We start from the raw sequence: 22,099 nt of genomic DNA on the forward strand, positions 1-22,099 counted from the left end.
TTCGCAAAAGATCATGCCCAAACAAAAGCTTGAAACCAGTTTCTATCTCGCCCGGATCAAGACGATTTCGGCCCCTACGCACGTTCGTGCGGAAACATAAAAGACGAGACATGACCGACAGCACCATCGAGGCCCTGAACCAAAAGCTCGACCGCCTGATCGAGGCGGTCACCCGCCTCGCCCCGCCGCCGGTGCCGCAAACCGATCTTGCGGTTGCCGATTGCTTCGTCTGGCAGGCCGACCCCGGCTATCTCGAGCCGGTGCGCAAGGTCAACCGCGTCGACATCGGCCTGATCCGCGGCGTCGACCGCGTGCGCGACATTCTGGTCGAAAACACGGAACGTTTCGCCGCCGGCCATGCCGCCAACAATGTGTTGTTGTGGGGTGCGCGCGGCATGGGCAAATCCTCGCTGGTCAAGGCCGTGCATGCGCAGATCAACGCCCAGGCCAAATCCGACCTGCCGCTCAAGCTGATCGAGATCCATCGCGAGGATATCGACACGCTGCCCAGGCTGATGGGCCTGCTGAAGGCGGCGCCGTTTCGCTTCATCCTGTTTTGCGACGACCTCTCCTTCGACCATGACGACACCTCCTACAAGTCGCTGAAGGCAGCCCTTGAAGGCGGCGTCGAGGGCCGCCCGGCCAATGTCATCTTCTACGCCACGTCGAACCGCCGGCACCTGTTGCCGCGCGACATGATCGACAATGAGCGCTCGACCGCCATCAACCCGTCCGAGGCGGTCGAGGAAAAGGTTTCGCTGTCCGACCGTTTCGGCCTGTGGCTCGGCTTCCACAAATGTTCGCAGGACGAATATCTCGACATGGTCAACAGCTATGCCAGCCATCACGGGCTCACTATCGACCCGGAGCAGCTGCGCGCCGAGGCGCTGGAATGGGCAACGACGCGCGGCAGCCGCTCGGGCCGCGTCGCCTGGCAGTTCACCCAGGATCTGGCCGGCCGGCTCGGCAAGCCGCTGAACGACTGATTGATTTCCGTCAGGTCACTGAAAAAGCCCGCCCCTTGCGGAGCGGGCTGAGCCGGCGGGCCGGACTGGAGGTCAGACGGCCTGCAAAACGTTTATTGTTCTATTCGAGATAGCCAGAGGGGTCGACCGGGGCCGAGTTCTTGCGCACTTCGAAGTGCAGTTTCGGCGAGTCGGTGGTCCCGCTCATGCCCGACAGCGCGATTTCCTGGCCGCGCTTGACCTTCTGGCCGCGCTGCACCTCGATCGACCTGGCGTGACCATAGACGGTGACCAGCCCGTTTTCGTGGCGCACCAGAACCGTATTGCCGAATTCCTTGAGGCCGTCGCCGGCATAGATGACCACGCCGTTTTCGGCCGCCTTGACCGGCGTCCCCTCAGGCACGGCGATGTCGACACCATCCTTGCCGCCACCAAAATTGGAGATGACGCGGCCACGCACCGGCCAACGCATCTTGCCGATGCCGGTGGCATCGGGCGCAACAGCATCGTCGTCCTCGGCCTGCTGGATAACCTTGGCGTCCTTCTTCGGCGGCGTGTAGGTGGCGAGTGTCTCCGTCGGCTTTGCCGCCGGTTGGGTGGTCGCGGTCGTCACCGGATCAACTTTGGCCGGCTTGGCGCTGGCGACCGTTGCGGTGCCACCTGCCGGAACCTTCAGCGTCTGGCCGATCTTGAGCAGGCCGTCCTGCATGCCGTTCGCCTGCTTCAGCGCCACGACGCCAACGCCGGTCTTCCTGGCGATGGAGGACATGGTGTCGCCCGACTGGACCGTGTAGGTGCCCGCGCCGGCCTTTGGCGCGGCCGAGGCCGTCTGCGCCGGCTTGTCGGTCTTCGGCTTGTTCGCTGCCGAAGCGTCAACCTGCGCGGCGGACTTGCCGTCCTTGAGTTTCGGCTGCTGCGGCAGCACGGCGACCTTTTCCGGCGCTGGCGCCTTGGGGCTGTTTGCCGGCTTGCCGTCGGCAAGTTTCGGCTCTGCCCCCTTGCTTGAATAGGCATAGGCCGGGATGACCAGTTTCTGACCGGTCTTCAGCCCCTTGGTGGCGCTCAAGCCGTTGACCTTCATGATCACGTCGGCGGGCACATGATAGCGATGAGCGATGCCGGAAATGGTCTCGCCGTCGCTGACCACGATCTCGGTCGCATGCGGCGTACCAGCCGCAACTGGTTTCGGATCGGAGTCACCGGCATTCTTGAACGGCCTCGCCGGCTGGACGGTGCCGGTAGTCGTTCTGTCGACATGCGGTGCCGGTGCAAGCGCCGGCGCGGAAGCGGTACGCATCGGAGCAGCTTTGGGCGCGCTCGGCGGCGGCAGCTGCTGGACGGTGACCGGCTCCAGGCTGGAGCGGCTGACCGACTGGTTATGGCTGCCATCGACAGGTGCCGCAGCGATCGGCTCGGCCGCCACATCGCCCGGATAGGGCTGAGCGGTGCTCTGCTTGTCGATGATGGCGCGCTGATTGTTGGTCGAGGAGGTGAAGACGTCGTCGACACCGTTGAACCGCGAGACTTGGGAGCTACACCCCGCCGCCACTCCGGCTAGCATGAGGACAGCGCAGCCCCGCGACAGAGTACGCCCGTTTGCCTTCAAAACACTGAATTGCATCGCACTAACCCGCACAGACCCGGTACACACTGGTCATGATTAAAGCGCGTTAATGTTACTGGCGGGTTAACCCCATAGAATCAGACGCAAATTTTCTTAAAACATTTTCGAACGCGCCGAAGGTGCGTTGAGATTCAGGTCAGGCCGAGTCGAAAATGACAGGTTCTGAGAACCGGCCTACGCCGGCCGTAGCCTTCATAGAGCGGAGGCATTTATGACGGCTTCGACCGGCGAAGGCCGGAGCGGAGCGTACTCAAACATGTGAGCACCGGAAGCGCAGGAACCTGCCATTTGCAGGCCGGCCTCACCTGAATGTCAGCGCACCTAAATAACCGCCGCGACGCTGCGCAGGATCGGCTGCAGGCGCACGGTGCCGATATCCTCGCGCTCGAAGCGGCTGCCGACCTTGGTCAGCTTGGCCAGCACCTGCTCGCCCTCCTCCGGCCCGATCGGGGCAATGACGATGCCGCCGCTCGACAATTGGTCGAGCAAGAAGCGCGGCAGGCTGTCGAAAGCCGCCCAGGCTACGATGCGGTCGAACGGCGCTTCGTTGGCAAGCCCGTTGGAACCGTCGGCCTGGCGCACGATGACATTGCCGATGCCGAGCGCCTCGAAGCGTTGCCTGGCCTGCTCGGCCAGCGTTTTGTAGCGGTCGACGCTGACGATGCGCGCCGCGAGCCGCGACATCACCGCTGCCGTGTAGCCCGAGCCGGTGCCGATCTCCAGCACCCGGTTGCCGGGCTCTATTGCCAGGGCCGCAATCACCGCCGCCTGCAGATCGGCGCCCTCGATCGCCTCGCCGCATTCGATCGGCAGCATGCCGTCCGACCAGGCGATGGAATGGAACTGGCCGTTGAGGAAGCCGCGCCGCGGCGTCGCCTCGAAGGCTGCGATCAGCGCCTTCGGCACCGCGCCTTGGCCGCGCAGGCGCAGCAGGAAAGCGGCAAAACCCTCGCGATCGTCGAGCGGCAAGTTCATGCCAGAACCTTCTTCATGCGAACACCTTATTCAGACAGCGCCTTGGTCAGTTGGTCACGGATTTCATGCGCGGTGAGGTCAAGCTGCAGCGGCGTCACAGACACGAGCCGGTTGCGCAGAGCATGGAGATCGGTGCCCTGCTTGCCCTCGACCGGCTCGCGGCCGAAGCGCAGCCAGTAATAAGGCAGGCCGCGCCCGTCGCGGCGCTCGTCGACCCAAAGGCTGTGCACCAGCTTGCCCTGCGACGTCACGACGGTGCCGGCAACCTCGTCAGGGAGGCAGTTGGGAAAGTTGACGTTGAGCAGCACGCCGTCCGGCAGCGGCATGGCGACGAGCTTTTTCAGCAACGCCGGCGCCAGCGCCTCGGTGGTCTCATAGGGAACGACGCGGTCCTCGCCGACATAGGAATAACCCTGGCTGAGTGCGATCGAGCGGATGCCGAGCAGCGCGCCTTCCATGGCGCCGGCGACGGTGCCGGAATAGGTGACGTCGTCAGCGATGTTGGCGCCGGAATTGACACCGGACAGGATCAGGTCCGGCGCGCCAGGCAGGATCTTCTTGACGCCCATGATGACGCAGTCGGTCGGCGTGCCGCGCACGGCGTAGTGTTTCTCGCCGATCTTGCGCAGCCGGAGCGGCTCCGAGATCGACAGCGAGTGCGCGTAGCCGGACTGGTCCTGCTCCGGCGCCACGACCCAGACATCGTCCGACAGCGTGCGGGCGATGCGTTCGAGCGACGCCAGGCCCTCGGCATGAATGCCGTCATCATTGGTCAGAAGGATGCGCATTACTTCGATTCGATCTTCGCCAGACCGCCCATATAAGGCCGCAGCACTTCAGGAATGGTTACGCTGCCATCCTCATTCTGGTAGTTTTCGATGACGGCAATCAGCGCACGGCCGACAGCGGTGCCCGAACCGTTCAGCGTGTGCACAAAGCGGTTGCCCTTGCCATCCCGGTCCTTGTAGCGGGCATCCATGCGCCTGGCCTGGAAGTCGCCGCAGACCGAGCAGGACGAGATTTCGCGATAGGCGTTCTGGCCGGGCAGCCAGACCTCGATGTCGTAGGTCTTGCGCGCGCCAAACCCCATGTCGCCCGTGCACAGGACCATGGTGCGGAACGGCAGCTCCAGTCGCTTCAGCACCTCTTCCGCGCACTGCGTCATCCGCTCGTGCTCGGCGAGCGAAGACTCCTGGTCGGTGACCGAGACCAGCTCGACCTTGTAGAACTGGTGCTGGCGCAACATGCCGCGCGTGTCGCGGCCGGCGGAGCCCGCTTCCGAGCGGAAGCACGGCGTCAGCGCCGTATAGCGCAGCGGCAGCTTTTCATGGGCCGTGATTTCTTCGCGCACCAGGTTGGTGAGCGGGACCTCGGCGGTTGGAATCAACCCGAGCCGGCCATCGCCATGCTGCACGAAGAACAGGTCGTCCTCGAATTTCGGCAGCTGGTTGGTCCCGAAAAGCACTTCGTCGCGCACCATCAGTGGCGGGATGACTTCTTCATAGCCATGCTCGGTCGTGTGCAGATCGAGCATGAACTGGCCGATGGCGCGCTCCATCCGCGCCAGCCCGCTCTTCAGCACGGTGAAGCGTGATCCCGACAGCTTTGCCGCCCGCTCGAAATCCATCATGCCGAGCGCTTCGCCGATCTCGAAATGCTCCTTCACCCAGTTCGGCCGGGTCGGCACCTCGCCGACGATATGCTTGACGACATTGTCGTGCTCGTCCTTGCCGACCGGCACGTCGTCGAGCGGCACATTCGGCAGCACCGCCAGCGCATCGTTCAGCGTCTTGTCGAGCTCGCGCTCGCGCGCCTCGCCATTCTGGATGAAGGTCTTGATATCGCCGACTTCGGCCTTGAGCTTTTCGGCAAGTGCCGTGTCGCCCGAACGCATGGCGTTGCCGATCTCCTTCGAGGCGGCGTTGCGGCGTTCCTGCTTGGTCTGCAGCTCGGTGACGTGCTCGCGCCGCGCTTCGTCCTTCTTGATCAGCTCATCGACCGTGGACTGCGCCTCGTCAGCCGACCACGAGCGCTTGGCCAGCGCCTCGACAAGTGCCTTCGGGTTGTCGCGAATCCATTTGATGTCAAGCATGGTTGGTCGTCCTCGAGCTAAGGCCTGAGGGCGTAAACCGCATCCTTCATCGATGCAAGATGGCGGCTGTCGCGTTTTTCCGCTAACGCGGATACCCGAACGCGACAGCCTATGAACGAGCCTGCTTTGAGGACGCGTCCGCCGCCTTTTCGGCCACGGCTTCGGCGGCTTCCTGCTTCTCGCGCGCCAGCTTCTGCTTGACCTGATCGCGCTCGATCAGCCGGGCCGCCCAGATCGACACCTCGTAGAGCAGGATGGTCGGGATGGCCAAACCGATCTGGCTCATCGGATCAGGCGGCGTCAGCACCGCCGCGACGACGAAGGCGATGACGATCGCCCATTTGCGCTTCTCGGCCAGCGCCTTCGACGACAGCATGCCGACGCGCGTCATCAGGCTGGTCACCACCGGCAGCTGGAACACCAGGCCGAAGGAGAAGATCAGCGTCATGATCAGGCTGAGATATTCCGACACTTTCGGCAGCAGCGAAATCTGCACCTGGTCGTCGGTGCCGGCCTGCTGCATGGCGAGGAAGAACCACATCACCATCGGCGTGAAGAAGAAATAGACCAGCGACGCTCCCATCAGGAACAGGATCGGCGATGCGATAAGGAACGGCAGGAAGGCGTTGCGTTCGTTCTTGTAGAGGCCTGGCGCGATGAATTTGTAGATCTGCGTGGCGATCAGCGGAAAGGCGATGACCATGCCGCCGAACATGGCGAGCTTGACCTGGGTGAAGAAGAATTCCTGCGGCGCCGTATAGATCAGCTCGACCTTGTGCGGATCGAGCCCGGCCCACTGCGTGGCCCACTTGAACGGAACGACCAAAAGATTGAACAGCTTCTTGGCAAAGAAGAAGCAGACGAGGAAGGCGACGAAGAAACCGCCGATCGACCAGATCAGCCGCCGGCGCAGTTCGATCAGATGCTCCATCAGCGGAGCCGACGACTTCTCGATCTCGTCCTTTTCGCTGTCCGTAATGCTCACTTGGCGGCCCCCGCCGTCTTCTTGGACGCGGGCTTCGTGGCCGGCGCAGGCTTCGGCTCAGCCTTTGCGACTGCCTTCGGTGCAGCAGCGGGCTTGGTGGCGGCTTTTCCAGGTGCAGCCTTGGCGGGCGCCGCTGACGGCTTGGCCGCAACCTTCGCCGCAGGCGCCGGCTTTGCCGGTGCTGCCTTGGCTGGCGCTGTTTTGGTTGCCGGGGCCTTTGATATCGCAGCCCCCTTGGCGCGCGCGTTTCGTGGCGCTGCTGTTGCTGCAGCCGGTGTCACCACCGCCTGATCGGTCATCGCCGGAAGGATCGGCGCCGCCGGCGCTGTTTCCGGTCCGTTGACACCCGGCATCACCGTCGCGCCGTTCTTGAGCGGCTCGGCCGGCTGTGGTGTTTCTGCCGCGGGCGTTGAGGGGTCGACGGCGGGCTTCGGCTTCATCACCGCATCGACGCCGGAGCGAACCTCGGCTGCCGCCTGTTCGAACGGATTGAGCTGCTTGCGGATTTCGGCCGCCGGATTGAGGCCGCGCAGCGTATCGACAGACTTCTTGACGTCGTCGAGCTCGGCTTCCTTCAACGCCTCGTTGAACTGCTTCTGGAAGTCGGAGGCCATGGCACGCAGCTTCGCCGTCGTGCGGCCGAAGGTGCGCAGCATATTGGGCAAATCCTTGGGTCCGACGACCACGATCATGACGATCGCGATCACCAGCATTTCGGTCCAGCCGACTTCAAACATGGCAATCAGTTCCGACTAGTGCTTGTCGCCCAAGAGTGCGAAGCGGCTTTTGGACACGACTTGCTCAAAAGCAACAACCTCGGGCTCAGCTCTTGCTGGCCTTTTCCTTCACTGCCGAAACGGTCTCGTCCGGGCGGTGCTCGACGGTGCGCTTGTCTTCGGCGGTATCGTCGTCGGCCATGCCCTTCTTGAAGCTCTTGATGCCCTTGGCCATGTCGCCCATCAGCTCGGGTATCTTGCCGCGGCCGAACACCAGCAGCACGATCACCAGCACGATCATCCAGTGCCAAATCGAAAATGAACCCATTGTAACTCTCTCTCGAATGTTTTCCCTGGCGATGATCTATGCGTTTTCGCGTTGGGATTCAAACACAACAGCGACAAAGTTTATGAAGGCGCGGCTTATGTCACGCATTTTCGGCAAAGCTGCCCGCTACCAATCGGCGCATCTACCGCAGCAATGCAGCTTTTTGACAGCGGCTTGCGGTCAATCTTCCGTGACGCGCGGCGTCAGCAGGCCGAGTTCCTCGAGATCGATGTCGGTCAACGCATCCTCGTCCTCGGTCAGCGCGTCCGGATCGGCCGGCGGCAACGGGATGGCGAAATTCGACGGCATGCGGCCGGAGAGCAGCCCTGCCCCCTTCAGTTCGTCCATCCCGGGAAGATCGCGGATCTCCTCCAGTGCGAAATGGTCGAGGAAAGTGTCTGTCGTGCCGTAGGTGACGGGACGGCCGGGCGTGCGGCGGCGGCCGCGCATGCGCACCCATTCCGTTTCGAGCAGCGTATCCAGCGTGCCCTTCGAGGTCTCGACGCCTCTGATGTCCTCGATCTCGGCGCGCGTCACCGGCTGGTGGTAGGCGATGATCGCCAGCACTTCGAGCGCGGCGCGCGACAGCTTGCGCTGCTGCACCGTGTCGCGGCTCATCAGGAAGGCGAGATCGCCGGCGGTACGGAACGCCCAGGCATCGCCGACCCGAACCAGATTGACGCCGCGCCGCGCATAGATCTGCTGCAGCTCAGCCATGGCAGCGGCAATGCTGATGCCATCGGGCAATCTGGCTGCGAGCTGCTTTTCGCTGACCGGCTCGGCGCTGGCGAACACGATCGCCTCGGCCATGCGTATGGCTTCGGCCATATGCAGCCGTTCGCCAGGATTCAGAAGCAGGGTATCAATCGGGTCCTGGGCGATAATGCCCTCCTCGGTCTCTTCTTCGACCTTGAACGGAATGACCGAAGCGTTGGCGCGTTCGCTCATGATGCCACCTCGACTGCCTTGATTGGTTGCGCGCGGCCGCGCAGATAGAGCGGCGCGAACACCTGGTCCTGTCGCATCTCGATGCTGCCTTCGCGCACCAGTTCCAGCGACGCCGCAAACGAGCTGGCAATCGCGGTACGCCGTTCGTCCGGGCTGGTCAGGTAATTGATCAGATAGCTGTCCAGCGCCGTCCAGTCGCGCAGCGAGCCGATCAGCCGGGTCAGGATATCGCGCGCATCCTTGAGCGACCACACGCCACGCCGGGCAATTGTCACATTGGTGATCGCCTGTTTCTGGCGCTGCTGCGCATAGGCGGTGAGCAAATCGTAGAGCGAGGCCGAATAGGCGTTACGCTTCTCGACGATGACCATCTCAGGCATGCCGCGTGCAAACACGTCGCGGCCGAGCCGGTTGCGGTTGACCAGCCTTGCCGAGGCGTCGCGCATGGCCTCCAGACGCTTCAGCCGGAACTGCAGCACCGCGGCCAGTTCCTCGCCGCTTTCGCCTTCTTCGCCGGGCTGCTTGGGGATGAGGAGCTTCGACTTGAGGAAGGCCAGCCACGCCGCCATCACCAGGTAGTCGGCGGCAAGCTCAAGCCTTAGCGCCCTCGCCGTCTCGACGAAGGTCAGATACTGCTCGACCAGCGCCAAGATGGAAATCCGCGACAGATCGACCTTTTGGTTGCGGGCGAGATGCAGCAAGAGATCGAGCGGACCTTCGAACCCGGCGACGTCGACGACAAGCGACGGGTCGCCGGTGACCCGTGAATCGTCGTTCTCGGCCCACAGACGGTCCATCGGTGCGGCCTTCGCAGCCTTGCTGTCCAATGTTTCCGCCACTTGTTCCTTTACCTCTGGTTAGAGCATGATGCCGAAAAGTGTGAAACGGTTTTCGGACGACATCATGCTCTCTCTATCTAATTTAGAGACGGATTCAGATTTCAGGTCGAACAGACCTGAAATCATCCGTCTCTAGGCCACCGCATCGAAATAGGTGGCAAACTCGGCGCGTATCTCGGTTTCGTCGGCCCGGTCGCGATCCCTTATATAGGTCAGCGCCCGGTTGGCGCGCTCCAGCGACGTCCCTTCAAGTCCCGTGGTTCGCGATGCGATGCCTGCCATCTCCTCGAAAACGCCATTGCAGTGAAGGACCAGATCGCAGCCCGCCGCAAGGATCGAGGCCGCCTTTGTCGGGAAATCCCCAGAAAGTGCCTTCATCGAGGTGTCGTCGCTCATCAACAGCCCGTCGAAGCCGATCTCGCGGCGGATGATCTCGTCGATGACCTTGCCTGAGGTGGTCGCTGGGTTGTTCGGATCGATGGCGCTGTAGACGACATGCGCCGTCATCGCCATCGGCAGATGGCTAAGCTCGCGGAAAGGGGCGAAATCATGCCGCTGCAGGTCGCTCAGCGAGGCGTCGACCACAGGCAGCTCGAAATGCGTGTCGGCGAAGGCGCGTCCATGGCCCGGAATATGCTTCATGACCGGCAACACGCCGCCGGACATCAGCCCTTCCGCGGCGGCGCGGCCAAGTTCGATGACCGGGCGCGGCTCCTTGCCATAGGCGCGCGCGCCGATGACGTCGCTGGCGCCCTCGATCGGCACGTCCAGCACCGGCAGGCAATCGGCCGAGATACCGAAGCGCAACAGGTCGAAGGCGTGCAGCCGCGCCATCAGCCAGGCAGCGCGGGTGCCGGCATCATGGTCCTTGCGCCACAATGCACCGAGCGCGCCGCCGGCGGGATAGTTCGGCGCCAGCGGCGGCCGCAGGCGCTGCACCCGGCCACCTTCCTGATCGATGAACACCAGCGCATCGGGGCGCCCGATACAGTCGCGCATTTCGGCGACCAGATCGCGGATCTGCTCCGTTTCGCCGATATTGCGCGCAAACAGGATGAAGCCCCACGGGCATTCATTGCGATAGAAACGGATTTCTTCGCGGGTCAGCGATTTCCCGGCACAGCCGAGGATCATGGATTTTGATTCGGTCATTCCACCAGTTTAGGGCTTCGCGCCGCCAAAGGGAATCTCCCCGGACGGCAAGCGCCTCAACCTCTCGCCCATCCACATGAAAAAGCCGGCGCGACCCTTGGGAACGCACCGGCTCTGATAATTGGATCCGGCCTTACCGCGACACGAAGCAGTTGCCTCCGGCAGCCTTGTAGCTGGTGCACAGATTGATCGCATCGTTGCGCGATTGCGCAGGCACCCGGACACGGTAGAAGGTGCCCTTGCCGGCGATCTCCGCCTTGACGATGTTGGCGGTGCGACCGGCGAGCACATTTCCATAGCGGCGCTGCAGGTCGGCGTAGTTGGCCTGGGCGCTTTCGACCGTCGGCTGCGAAGCGATCTGCATCGACCACGAACCGCCCGATGTCGAAGCCGTCGCCGGAATGGAGGCAACCTGGTCGGGCTTGACCTCGCCGACCACGTCGACCGGCTGGTCGGACGGGCGCTGCGGCGCCACGGCAACCGTCTGCGGCGTGTTGGCGGACTGGGTCTCAGCCTTCGGCGTGGCCGCCGGCTTCACCGGCTTGACCGGCTTGGCGGTTTCGGCACTTGCCTGGTCGCTATTTGCCTGATCGGCAGGCGCCACGGTGCCGGTCTGCTCGGCATCGGCCGAAGGGGCGACGTGCTGCGGCGCCGGGTCAAGCGGCTCAGTCGCCGCAACCTGCGGCGCGGCCGGCGTCGAGTCCTCGCGTGCCACCAACGAGCCGTCGGGCTTGACCACCATGGTCCGCACCTTGCGCGGGGCAACGGCGACGGTATCGGGGTTCTTGTCGGCTTCCTGCAGCACCTGCGCGATGCGGTCCTCGGATTTTGGCGCCGGCGCGACAGCCGCGTCGGGGTTGCCGGCAGCGTCGGGGTTGACGGCAGCTTCGGGGTTGCCGGCAGCGTCGGGGCCTGGGGCAGTGTCGTCGGGCGACAGATCGACGACGCGGCTTTCAGGCTCCTGCGCCTTCACATCGACCGGCTCTTCGGTGTTGGTGACCAGCTTCTCCTGAACCGGCTCGGCCGGCTTGGTGCCCTTGGCGACCGCATCATAAACCTTGTTGTCCTGGTTCGGCACCACGGCGCCGCCCGGATTTTCGGGCTTGACCTTGATCGGCCTGTTGTCGGCTTTGACAATGACCGGCGCATCGCTGCCGCCCTTGCCGCCGAACGACAAGGCGAAGGCGCCAAGGCCGCCGGCAATCGCAACCGCAGCAACGACCCCCGCGACCAGCAGCCCGCTCCTGCGCGGCGGTGCGGCTTCCTGCTCGGCGAGGCCCGGCACCGCCATTGCCTCGTCCAGATCCGGATCGTAGTCGAGTTCGTCGACCGCGAAATCGTCGGCCTGCGAAACCGGCTGGCTGCCGGGCAGATCGTCCATGTCGAAGCCGCCGGCGGAATCGGCGTGGTGAGCTTGCGTGGCTGCAAGCACTTCGGCTGGCCGCGCAGCATAGGCGCGCTGGTCGAGCTCGTGGCCCGAACTGAAGCCGGAACTGTAGGAATCGTCATCATAGCCGGCACTGCGTGCGGCAGTGGGCGGCGCCACTTCCACCGCGTTCATCTCGTTGAGCATGCCGGCGAATTCGGCGTCGATGTCGTCATAGGCGGCCGGCTCGTCTTGCTCGAAGCTGAGTTCTGGAATGTCGAGGTCGTCGGCAATCGCCACCACACGCTCCGGCACATCGACCGTCTCGACATCCGGCATCTCGTCATAGGCCTGAGGCGGCGCCTGGCGCGATGGCGTCGGCGCCACATAGGCAGCAGCTGCAACCGGCTGGTCGCGATAGCTTGGCGCTGCCGCCGGCGGCATGGACGGCTTTTCTGCAAAAGAAGGTTGCGGCTGCGCTGCAAAGGAAGGCTGGGCCGGGGTGGGAGTCACGCGGCTCCACGAACGCGCCGGCTCCGGCGGCGTCGAGCGCCAATCGCCAGCGACCGGTGCTGCCGTGTCATTACCGAGATCGATGCCCTTGGCGAGCGCCGCATCGAAGGCATGATCATCGAACTCGATCTCGGGCTCATGGCCCTCGAGTTCGCCGGCAAGCAGATCGTCGAAATCGGCATCGTCCGCCCGGGCCTCCTGAGGAGCCGGCGCGTGTTCGTCCAGGTCCCAGTCGAGATTATCGACCGGAGCGACCGGCGTTGCGACGGACCGCTGCACCGGGGCAACCGGCTCATAAGTCCTGGCGGGCTCGATGGCGGCAGCCCTGGTGGGCTCGGTGACGACCGGAATCGGCGCGACTGGCGCCGGGCGTGGTGTGGTCATGGCGCCAAGCAGCGCGTTGAGTTCATCTTCCAACGTCCGTTCGTCAGCGACCGGAGCGGCCGGGGTCGCCATATTGGTAGGCGCCACATAGGCTGGTGCGACCGGAGTTGGCTGAACCGGAGTGGGTGCGATCTCGGCAACCGGCTCGTGATCGGCAAGCGCATCATCGATGCTCAGATCGAAATCGTCGAATGCTTCGTGCGCAGTCTCATGAGAGGGGCTGGCCTCCACAGTCCAGGCCGGCGTCTCGTTCACTTCCGGCGCATCCATCTCAACCGGCGCGCTGGCCTGCAGATCGCTGACATCCAGATCGCGCTCTTCCGGATCCTCGGCCTCAACAGGCTGAGCCTCGAAAGCCTGAGGCTCGAAATGCTCGGCCGCAAAATCCTGGGCTGCAAAATCCTGGGCCGCAAAGTCCATGTCGACATCGGCCATCGCGTCATCGAAATGACCCGCAAAATCCTCGTCGGCAACAGTGTGGTCGGCGACTCCGACGACCGGCGCCTCGGCTACTGGCGCGGCATACTGGTCCTGCGCCGGCGCAGGACCGTCCAGCGTCAGCTCGTCTTCCAGCGACATCGAGACGGCATTGTCGAAATCATCGTCGAACGCGACATCGTCGGCGGGCGCAGCAGCAACCTGGGCTACATCTGCGGCATGGGCGACGGTCGCATCGTCATCGAGCAGCAACCCCTGCTCGAGCGAAGCGGCAAGCTCGTCATCCATCGGCAGGTCGTCTTCGAGCGGCGATACGTTTTCCAGTGAACTGGCCACGGCATTGTCGAAATCGTCATCGAATGCAGCTTCGTCGAATGCGGGCTCGGCAAACCAAGGTTCGGCAACCGAGGGTTCAACGGGAGCAGCCGCAGCCTGCGGGCCAGCGCCGAAATCCAGATCGGCGGCATCGTCGAAGACGAAATCATATTCCAGCGAAGCAGCCAGCGCATCGTCCATCGCGGCATCGGTGGTTTCGAAAGCCGGCTCGCGAATCTCGGCAGCAGGTTCGTAGGGCTCAGCGGCAGGCTGGTGAATCTCGGGAGCCGGCTGGCTGGCCTCCATGGAACCGACTTCATCGCCGAATTCGCCCATCAACTCCTTCTCGAGGTCGATGTCGAAATCGCCCTCGTCTGCAGCCGTCTCGACGGCTGGCGCCTGCGGCTTGACCGGCTGGCGCGGATCGAAACCCATGATCCTGGTCAGTTCAGCGAACGGATCATCTTCGGCGATGTCGTTGTTGTCGGCTACTCTCAGCTGGGTTCTGTCTGCCATTATTGTTCCCGAACTCGCACTCATTCGGACGCCATGGACGTCGCGTAGGGTTGGCCCTTACCAGCGCAATGTGGGCAAATGGTGACAGGTGTTTTAGTTAAACCTAACGCATCTCAGTGGGCGCATCAGCCCCAATCAGCGTCAGGCCGGAGGTCAAAACATCCGAAACAGCCTGCACCAGCCCTAGTCTGGCATGAGTCAATTGTCGGTCGTTAACCTTAACAAAACGTAAGTCGGCATTCTCGGTGCCCCGATTCCAGTGTCCATGGAAGCTGGAAGCCAGATCGTAGAGGTAGAATGCCAGCCGGTGCGGCTCCAGCGCAAGGGCCGCAGATTCGACCAGCCGGGGATATTCAGCCAGCTTCCGGATCAGGCCGATCTCGCCCTCATCGGTGAGCGACGCCGAGGCCGCGGCCAGGCTGTTGCGGTCGAAATTGGCCTCGCCCAGTTGCTCGCTCGCCTGCCGGAACACCGAATGACAGCGCGCCGAAGCGTACTGCACGTAGAACACGGGATTGTCCTTGGACTGTTCGGTGACCTTGGCGAAATCGAAGTCGAGCGGCGCGTCGCTCTTGCGGTAGAGCATCATGAAGCGGATCGCATCGCGGCCCACCTCCTCCACCGCTTCGCGCAAGGTCACGAAGTCGCCCGACCGCTTCGACATCCGAACCGGTTCGCCATCGCGAAACAGCTTCACCAGATTGCACAGGAGCACCGTGAGTTGCAGCTTCAGATCATCGCCTGCAATCGCCCGCGCCAGCGCTTCCAGCCGCTTGACGTAGCCGCCATGGTCGGCGCCCAGCACATAGATCAGGCCGACGAAACCGCGGTCGACCTTGTCCTTGAGATAGGCGACGTCGGCGGCGAAATAGGTGAACGAGCCGTCGGACTTGACCAGCGCCCTGTCCATGTCGTCGCCGACCGCCGTCGAGCGGAACAGCGTCTGCTCGCGGTCTTCCCAGTCGTCCGGCTTCTCGCCCTTGGGCGGCGGCAGCTTGCCCTTGTAGATATGGCCCTTCAGCGTCAGATCGTTGATCGCCGAGCGGATTTTTTTGGCATTGTCGGCATGCAGCGTGCGCTCGGAGAAGAAAACGTCGTGATGCACATTGAGCAACGCCAGATCCTCGCGGATCATCACCATCATGGCGTCGATCGTGCGGTCCTTGACGATTGCCAGCGACTGATCGTCGGGCATCTGCAAGAGCTTGCGGCCAAATTCGGCAGCCAGCGCCTGACCGACCGGCACAAGATAGTCGCCGGGATAGAGACCGGCCGGTATCTCGCCAATGTCGTCGCCCAGCGCTTCGCGGTAGCGCAGGAAGGCCGAACGCCCGAGCACGTCGATCTGCGCGCCGGCGTCGTTGATGATGTATTCCTTGGTGACGTCATAGCCGGCGAAGGCCATCAGATTGGCGAGCGTGTCGCCGACAACCGCGCCCCGGCAATGGCCGACATGCATCGGCCCGGTCGGATTGGCCGAGACATATTCGACATTGGTCTTCTTGCCGCTTCCGACGGTCGAGCGACCATAGTTTTGGCCCTCGCCCAGCAGCGCAGTCAGATGCGCCTGCCAGAAACCGTCCTTGAGCCGGAGATTGACGAAGCCGGGACCGGCGACGTCGGCTTCGGCAACATCGGCGTCGCTGCGCAGCACTTCCACCAGCCGCTCGGCCAGCGCCCGCGGGTTGTGCCCTGTCGGCTTGGCCAGTACCATCGCCGCATTGGTGGCGAGATCGCCATGGCTGGCGTCGCGCGGCGGCTCGACGGCGATGCGCGACAGGTCGGGCGAAACGCCATTACTGTCTTTCAAATCAAGCGCTTCGACGGCTTTTGTGATTCGCGCGCTGAAATCGGCGAAGATGTTCATGGGTCTTGCTCTGGCGGACTGTGCAGGGGAACCGGCTCATTGGCCGGCAAATCGCGCCCGCCCTAGCTTAAATCGGGCGTATGGTCAAACAGACGGCGGTGTTCCTTCAAGGCGTAGGTATCCGTCATCCCCGCCAGGAAATCGGCGACGCTGCGCGCCTTGATGCGGTCCTCCGCCCGGTCGAGCCCCTCCCGCCAGCCGTCCGGCATGGCGCGCGGATCGGCGAAATAGACATCGAACAGGTCGCGCACGATCTGCTCGGCCTCAGTGCGAACGCGCATCACCTCGTCATGCCGGTAGAGATGCTTGTAGAGAAAGGTCTTCAATTCCTTCTCGGTCGCCGCCACGTCAGCGGAAAAGGTCACCATCGTTTCGCCCGCCGCCCGCACCGCTTCGGCGCTGTCAGGCTTGATGCGCTCAAGATTGGCGGTGGTGGAAACAATGACATCCTCGACCATCATCGTGATCTGCCGGCGCATCAGCTCATGGCCGGTGCGCACATCGTCCAGGCCCGGATAGCGCGCGCGCACGCTTGCCAGGATCGATCCCGGCAGCGCCACCGTTTCCAGCATGTCCAAGGTCAGGAAGCCGGAGCGCAGGCCGTCGTCGATGTCATGGGTGTTGTAGGCGATATCGTCGGCGATCGCAGCACATTGCGCCTCGATGCCGGCGAAATGGTCGAGTTCGAGGTCGTGCAGCTCGGAATAGTCGCGGATCGCCTGCGGCACCGGGCCTTTGAGCCCTTTTCCCTTGGCATCTGTCAGCGGCCCATTGTGCTTGACCAGCCCTTCCAGCGTTTCCCAGGTCAGGTTTAGCCCGTCGAACTCGGCATAGCGCCGCTCCAGCCGCGTCACCACGCGCAGCGACTGCGCATTGTGGTCGAAGCCGCCCCATTGGGCCATCCGCTCGTTCAGCGCGTCCTCGCCGGTATGGCCGAACGGCGTGTGACCGAAATCGTGCACCAAGGCGACCGCCTCGGCCAGATCCTCGTCGCCGCGCAGCGCTCGCGCCAGAGCCCGCGCAATCTGCGCGACCTCGATCGAATGCGTCAGCCGGGTGCGATAGTGGTCGCCTTCATGGGCGACGAACACCTGCGTCTTGTGCTTCAGGCGGCGGAAGGCGGTGGAATGGATGATGCGGTCGCGGTCGCGCTGGAATGGCGTGCGAGTCGGGCTCTCGACCTCGTCATAGAGCCGCCCGCGCGACCTGGCTGGGTCGCTGGCATAGGCCGCGCGCGGCCGATAGCCGAACCCAATGTCGCCAAGCTCATTTGTCATGGCTGATGCCGCCGCAGTTGACTTGCCCCTTCCCGCTTCATACCTATCATGTGAAACCGAAAGCAAGGTGACGCCCATGGGCGCTGATGCCAAGACTGCCATGAAAGTCGAGATGACCGAGTCCGCCGCCAGGCGGATCGCGAAAATCGTCTCTGGCGAGGCCGGCAAGACGGCGCTGCGCGTCTCAGTAGAGGGCGGCGGCTGCTCCGGCTTTTCCTACAAGTTCGACCTGGTCGATACGCGCAATGACGACGACGTCGCCATCGAAAAGGACGGCGCCACCGTGCTGATCGACGATTTGTCGCTGGTCTATATGGGCGGCTCGGTGATCGACTTCGTCGACGATCTGATGGGCCAGTCGTTCCAGATCCGCAACCCCAATGCAGTCGCCTCCTGCGGCTGCGGCACCAGTTTCTCCATCTAGGCAGATGTCCGGCGTCGGCGCGGTCCGTCAGGTCGCACTGTCGGCCGGGCGCGACCTCGACGTCACGCTGGCCTTCTGGCACGATGTGCTCGGCCTCAGCGTTCATGCCCGCTACGATCCGCCGGGCATCGCCTTCATCATGGCCGGTGATATCAGGTTGCTGTTCACCGATGGCGTTCCGGCCGGCACCGTCTATCTCGATATAGCCGGGCTCGAAGCCTTCCACGCCGAGGCGAAAGCGTGCGGCGTTCCCTTCACCGCACCGCCGGCGCTCGTCCACAACGACACCGAAGGCACGTTCGGAACGGCGGGGGAAAGCGAGTGGATGGCCTTTCTAAAGGACCCGGCAGGCAATACGATCGGGCTTGTCGAACGTCTTTCGCCCGAACATCCCTGAGGCCGCCCATGAAAATCGTCACCTGGAACATAAACGGCATTCGCGCCCGCATCGGCAACCTCACCCACTGGCTGAGCGAAAGCCAGCCCGACATCGTCTGCCTGCAGGAGATCAAATCGGTCGACGAGCAGTTCCCGCGCGCCGAGATCGAGGCGCTTGGCTACAACGTAGAAACCCATGGCCAGAAGGGCTTTAACGGCGTCGCCCTGCTGTCGAAACTTCCGTTCGACGAGGTTATCAGAGGCCTGCCAGGCGACGAGACTGATGAGCAGGCGCGCTTCATCGAGGGCGTGTTCTCGACCGACCAGGGCGCGCTGCGCGTCGCCTCGCTCTATCTGCCCAACGGCAACCCGGTCGATGACGAGAAGAAGTTTCCCTACAAGCTGGCCTGGATGGAACGGCTGCATCGCTGGGCCGAGCAGCGGCTGCTTCTGGAGGAGGCGCTGGTGCTGGCCGGCGACTACAATGTCATCCCCGAGCCGGTCGATGCGCGCTTCCCCGAGAACTGGCTTGGCGATGCGCTGTTCCAGCCGCAGACCCGGCAGGCCTTCCGGCGGCTGAAGAATCTCGGCTTTACAGAGGCGGTGCGCGCCGTCACCGATGCGGCCGACGTCTACACCTTCTGGGACTACCAGGCCGGCGCCTGGCAGAAGAACAACGGCATCCGCATCGACCATCTGCTGTTGTCGCCCGAAGCGGCCAACCGCTTTTCCTCGGCCTCGATCGAAAAGCATGTGCGCGCCTGGGAAAAACCTTCCGACCACGTGCCGGTGGCGATCGATCTGGCGCTGCTGCCGGCCTGATATCAGCCGAAACCCTGATATCGCCACAATCGCGCCATTCAGTCAGAGATCAGCATGGCGGCTGGGGTTCCATGGCACTACGATTCCTCCTTTGCCCGATCGGCCTGGCATTTGCCATGGCCTCCCCTGCAGCGGCACTTGCCGACCAGCAGTGCCTGGCCAATGGCAAGTCCTACCAGGTCGGCCAGGTCACCTGCCTGACGGTTTCAGACAAGAGCCATATGGCCCGCTGCGACCTGGTGCTCAACAACACCTCATGGACCGAGATCGGCGACAGCTGCCCCGACAGCACGATGAAGCCGCATCTGCACGTCACGCCGATCTCGGTGCCGGTACACAGAGCGGCGCCGGCGGAACTCACCGAGAACTGATGGATGTGAGCTAATTTCCCCCTTGAGGGGGAGATGGCCGGCAAGCCAGAGGGGGGCGCGAAGAAACGCGACCTTTCGGTCAAACAAGCTCACCCTCTCAGTCCAACCCGGGCAAACTTTAGTCAACTGAAATGCCAGCGGGACAGCGCCCCCCTCTGCCCTGCCGGGCATCTCCCCCTCAAGGGGGGAGATTGGCAATTTCACTGGTCGCCGCCGCCCTTGGTGAGAATATCGTCGGCAAGCGAAATCGCAGTGCGGCGGTCGGCTTCGCCGGCGGCGGCAAATGCCTCTTCCTGCATGCCGCGGATCCACGGCTGGTCGCTCGGCGAGGCGCGTTCGAGCGCGGCGGTCATCATGGCCAGCCCGCGCACGATCTTGCCGCTCTGGAACAGAAGATTGCCAAGCGTCGCCTGGGCGCCGGCATGGCCTTTTTCGGCGGCGAGCTGGAACCAGCGGCCGGCCTGCTTGACGCTGGCCTTGACGCCGCCCTCGCCCTTCAGGAACATCTGGCCCATCTCGAACTGGGCGTTCGGGTTGCGGTAATTGGCGGCCGCACGCATGTAATATTCCTGCGCCGCGACCTCGTTTTCCTCGACCGGGCTGCCGGGGATGCCTGTCCGGAGATAGTCGCCCAGCGCCACCAGCGCGTCGGAGACATAGCTTTCCTCCGGCGAACCCGGCTCGACATCCTGATCGACGATCTCGGAGAAGAATTTGAACGCCGCGTAGTCGTCGCGCGTCACGCCGTCGCCTTCGGCATACATGCGGGCGAGCTTCCAGGTGGCGCCGATCTGGCCGTTTTCGGCGGCGTATTTATAGGCCTCGACCGCCTGTTCCTTGTGGCCGCTCTTGTAAGCGGAGAAGCCGAACTGGAACACGGCCCACGGGCTCGATTGCGGCTTCACGCCGGTCTTGTCGTCGAACACCTTGTCGTCGAAGGCCATGGCCTGGCTCACGGCGCCAAAGATCGCAACAGCGACCAGTGCCGGAAGGACAGACGACCTCAACAACTCAGATATCCGCATAGCAATGTGTTTCTTTGGCACCGCCGGGATGGGTGACCGCGCCGTCGCGGGCAGGCCCTACCGTCTGTGCATATTTCCAGATCGCGCCCGACTGGTAGTCGGTCGTGCGCGCCTTCCAGGCCTTCGCCCTCGTTGCCAGTTCAGCCTCGGACAGGTCGACCTCGATCGTGCCTTTGGTCGCGTCGATCGAGATCACGTCGCCGTCTTTCAAGAGCCCGATCGGGCCGCCAACGGCTGCTTCGGGCCCGACATGGCCGATGCAGAACCCGCGTGTCGCGCCCGAAAAACGGCCGTCGGTGATGAGGGCCACCTTGCCGCCCATGCCCTGGCCGTAGAGCGCCGCCGTCGTCGACAGCATCTCGCGCATGCCCGGACCGCCGCGCGGACCCTCGTAGCGGATGACGAGAACTTCGCCTTCCCTGTAGTTGCGGTGCGTGACCGCCTCGAAACATTCCTCTTCCGAATCGAAACAGCGTGCCGGGCCTGAGAATTTCAGCTCCGTCATGCCCGCGACCTTCACGATCGCGCCTTCGGGGGCAAGGTTGCCCTTCAAGCCCACGACACCGCCGGTTTGGGTGATTGGTCGGTTGGCGGGACGGACCACATCCTGGCTATCATTCCAGGCAACATGCTCCATGTTTTCGGCCAAAGTACGGCCAGTCACGGTCATGCAGTCGCCATGCAGATAGCCATGGTCGAGCAGCGTCTTCATCAACAGCGGAATGCCGCCGGCCTCGAACATGTCCTTGGCGACATATTTGCCGCCCGGCTTGAGGTCGGCGATGTAAGGCGTCTTCTCGAAAATCGCGGCAACGTCGAACAGGTCGAACTTGATGCCTGCCTCATGCGCGATCGCCGGCAGGTGCAAAGCCGCATTCGTCGAGCCGCCGGTGGCCGAGACCACGGTCGCCGCATTCTCCAGCGCCTTCAGCGTGACGATGTCGCGCGGCCGGATGTTCTTGGCGATCAGCTCCATGATCTTTTCGCCGGAGGCGAAATTGAAGCGGTCGCGCATCTCGTAAGGCGCCGGCGCGCCGCAGGAGTACGGCAGCGCCAGGCCGATCGCCTCGGCGACGGTGGCCATGGTGTTGGCTGTGAACTGGGCCCCGCAGGAGCCGGCGGACGGACACGCCGCCTGCTCGATCTCGAGCAGTTCGGCATCGCTGACCGTGCCGACCGAATGCTGGCCGACCGCCTCGAACACGTCCTGCACAGTGATCTGGCGGCCGCGATAGGAGCCCGGCAGGATCGAGCCGCCATAGATGAAGATGGACGGCACGTTGAGCCGCACCATGGCCATCATCATGCCGGGCAGCGACTTGTCGCAGCCGGCAAGGCCGACCAGCGCATCGTAGCAATGGCCGCGCATGGTGAGTTCGACCGAATCGGCGATGACATCGCGCGACACCAGCGACGACTTCATGCCCTGGTGGCCCATGGCGATGCCGTCGGTGACGGTGATGGTGCAGAATTCGCGCGGCGTGCCGTTGCCGGCCGCGACACCTTTCTTGACCACTTGCGCCTGGCGCATCAGCGAGATGTTGCAAGGCGCCGCCTCGTTCCAGCAGGAAGCAACGCCGACCAGCGGCTGCGCGATCTCGGCTGCCGACAACCCCATCGCATAGAGATACGAACGATGCGGCGCACGCGCCGGACCAACGGTCACATGGCGGCTAGGCAGCTTGGCCTTGGAAATGACTTTGGCGTCCATACTCTTCCTTGCCGCGGGCGGTGCGGCCTGCCTCATCGCCGAGCCTTCTGGCGCGTGTCCCGAGACAA

At 63.6% G+C, this 22,099-nt stretch carries 20 protein-coding genes; 5 read left to right on the top strand and 15 right to left on the bottom strand.

All coding sequences use genetic code 11. The features are described 5' to 3' along the window. The first annotated feature begins 110 nt into the window (after positions 1-110). Positions 111-986, top strand: a complete 876-nt coding sequence (locus tag NKI37_RS07970; RefSeq protein WP_023688224.1) for an ATP-binding protein — start codon at positions 111-113, stop codon at positions 984-986. A 100-nt stretch (positions 987-1,086) separates the two neighbouring features. Here the strand turns inward: NKI37_RS07970 and NKI37_RS07975 are convergent, their stop codons facing one another. From NKI37_RS07975 to NKI37_RS08035, 13 genes are all read right to left on the bottom strand, one after another. Further along, complete coding sequence (locus tag NKI37_RS07975) at positions 1,087-2,586, bottom strand: peptidoglycan DD-metalloendopeptidase family protein (protein WP_023753361.1); 1,500 nt, start codon at positions 2,584-2,586, stop codon at positions 1,087-1,089. A gap of 324 nt (positions 2,587-2,910) precedes the next feature. Next, positions 2,911-3,564: a protein-L-isoaspartate(D-aspartate) O-methyltransferase gene (locus tag NKI37_RS07980; RefSeq protein ID WP_023667683.1), complete on the bottom strand. Its 654-nt coding sequence runs from the start codon at positions 3,562-3,564 to the stop codon at positions 2,911-2,913. 26 nt (positions 3,565-3,590) lie between these two features. Next, positions 3,591-4,352 carry a 5'/3'-nucleotidase SurE gene (gene surE, locus NKI37_RS07985; protein WP_023710683.1) on the bottom strand — a complete coding sequence of 254 codons (762 nt, stop codon included), beginning with the start codon at positions 4,350-4,352 and terminating at the stop codon, positions 3,591-3,593. Next, entirely contained in the window at positions 4,352-5,656 is a 1,305-nt protein-coding gene (gene serS, locus NKI37_RS07990; RefSeq protein WP_023667685.1) for a serine--tRNA ligase, read from the bottom strand. The genes surE and serS overlap by 1 nt, the downstream gene beginning before the upstream one ends. Positions 5,657-5,765: 109 nt before the next feature. Then, positions 5,766-6,641 carry a twin-arginine translocase subunit TatC gene (gene tatC / locus NKI37_RS07995; RefSeq protein ID WP_023667686.1) on the bottom strand — a complete coding sequence of 292 codons (876 nt, stop codon included), beginning with the start codon at positions 6,639-6,641 and terminating at the stop codon, positions 5,766-5,768. Continuing rightward, entirely contained in the window at positions 6,638-7,378 is a 741-nt protein-coding gene (tatB, locus tag NKI37_RS08000) for a Sec-independent protein translocase protein TatB (RefSeq protein WP_352637916.1), read from the bottom strand. Before tatB ends, tatC begins: the two co-directional genes overlap by 4 nt. Positions 7,379-7,463: 85 nt before the next feature. Then, positions 7,464-7,685 (bottom strand): twin-arginine translocase TatA/TatE family subunit, encoded by a 222-nt coding sequence (locus tag NKI37_RS08005; RefSeq protein ID WP_023681650.1) that lies wholly within the window; start codon positions 7,683-7,685, stop codon positions 7,464-7,466. 180 nt (positions 7,686-7,865) lie between these two features. After that, positions 7,866-8,633 carry an SMC-Scp complex subunit ScpB gene (gene scpB, locus NKI37_RS08010; RefSeq protein WP_023725682.1) on the bottom strand — a complete coding sequence of 256 codons (768 nt, stop codon included), beginning with the start codon at positions 8,631-8,633 and terminating at the stop codon, positions 7,866-7,868. Beyond that, the gene (locus NKI37_RS08015) at positions 8,630-9,430 is read right to left on the bottom strand and encodes a segregation and condensation protein A (RefSeq protein ID WP_023667690.1); all 801 of its coding nucleotides are present in this window, start codon (positions 9,428-9,430) and stop codon (positions 8,630-8,632) included. The genes scpB and NKI37_RS08015 overlap by 4 nt, the downstream gene beginning before the upstream one ends. A gap of 174 nt (positions 9,431-9,604) precedes the next feature. Continuing rightward, positions 9,605-10,624 (bottom strand): beta-N-acetylhexosaminidase, encoded by a 1,020-nt coding sequence (nagZ, locus tag NKI37_RS08020; RefSeq protein WP_023735289.1) that lies wholly within the window; start codon positions 10,622-10,624, stop codon positions 9,605-9,607. A 133-nt stretch (positions 10,625-10,757) separates the two neighbouring features. Continuing rightward, positions 10,758-14,156 (bottom strand): SPOR domain-containing protein, encoded by a 3,399-nt coding sequence (locus tag NKI37_RS08025; RefSeq protein ID WP_352787250.1) that lies wholly within the window; start codon positions 14,154-14,156, stop codon positions 10,758-10,760. A gap of 103 nt (positions 14,157-14,259) precedes the next feature. Continuing rightward, complete coding sequence (gene argS, locus NKI37_RS08030; protein WP_352787252.1) at positions 14,260-16,023, bottom strand: arginine--tRNA ligase; 1,764 nt, start codon at positions 16,021-16,023, stop codon at positions 14,260-14,262. A 62-nt stretch (positions 16,024-16,085) separates the two neighbouring features. Continuing rightward, positions 16,086-17,300, bottom strand: a complete 1,215-nt coding sequence (locus NKI37_RS08035; RefSeq protein ID WP_023716245.1) for a deoxyguanosinetriphosphate triphosphohydrolase — start codon at positions 17,298-17,300, stop codon at positions 16,086-16,088. Positions 17,301-17,376: 76 nt separating this feature from the next. Here NKI37_RS08035 and erpA point away from each other — a divergent pair, with 76 nt between their 5' ends. The 4 genes from erpA to NKI37_RS08055 all read left to right on the top strand — a co-directional run bounded on the left by erpA (position 17,377) and on the right by NKI37_RS08055 (position 19,295). Then, positions 17,377-17,724 (top strand): iron-sulfur cluster insertion protein ErpA, encoded by a 348-nt coding sequence (gene erpA, locus NKI37_RS08040; RefSeq protein ID WP_027050337.1) that lies wholly within the window; start codon positions 17,377-17,379, stop codon positions 17,722-17,724. Positions 17,725-17,728: 4 nt separating this feature from the next. Continuing rightward, positions 17,729-18,121, top strand: a complete 393-nt coding sequence (locus NKI37_RS08045) for a VOC family protein (RefSeq protein WP_352739910.1) — start codon at positions 17,729-17,731, stop codon at positions 18,119-18,121. Positions 18,122-18,129: 8 nt separating this feature from the next. Further along, complete coding sequence (gene xth, locus NKI37_RS08050) at positions 18,130-18,924, top strand: exodeoxyribonuclease III (RefSeq protein ID WP_023688213.1); 795 nt, start codon at positions 18,130-18,132, stop codon at positions 18,922-18,924. Between the two features lie 71 nt (positions 18,925-18,995). Then, on the top strand, positions 18,996-19,295 hold the full coding sequence (locus NKI37_RS08055; protein ID WP_352787254.1) for a hypothetical protein: 300 nt from the start codon (positions 18,996-18,998) through the stop codon (positions 19,293-19,295). A 200-nt stretch (positions 19,296-19,495) separates the two neighbouring features. On the opposite strand, the gene NKI37_RS08060 is transcribed toward NKI37_RS08055, so the two are convergent. Both NKI37_RS08060 and ilvD read right to left on the bottom strand, forming a co-directional pair. Beyond that, on the bottom strand, positions 19,496-20,320 hold the full coding sequence (locus NKI37_RS08060; protein WP_023691100.1) for a tetratricopeptide repeat protein: 825 nt from the start codon (positions 20,318-20,320) through the stop codon (positions 19,496-19,498). After that, on the bottom strand, positions 20,307-22,031 hold the full coding sequence (ilvD, locus tag NKI37_RS08065) for a dihydroxy-acid dehydratase (protein ID WP_023691099.1): 1,725 nt from the start codon (positions 22,029-22,031) through the stop codon (positions 20,307-20,309). The genes NKI37_RS08060 and ilvD overlap by 14 nt, the downstream gene beginning before the upstream one ends. Between the last annotated feature and the right edge of the window lie 68 nt (positions 22,032-22,099).

The sequence above is a fragment of the Mesorhizobium sp. M0626 genome (genome assembly GCF_040320665.1).
GTDB lineage: Bacteria > Pseudomonadota > Alphaproteobacteria > Rhizobiales > Rhizobiaceae > Mesorhizobium.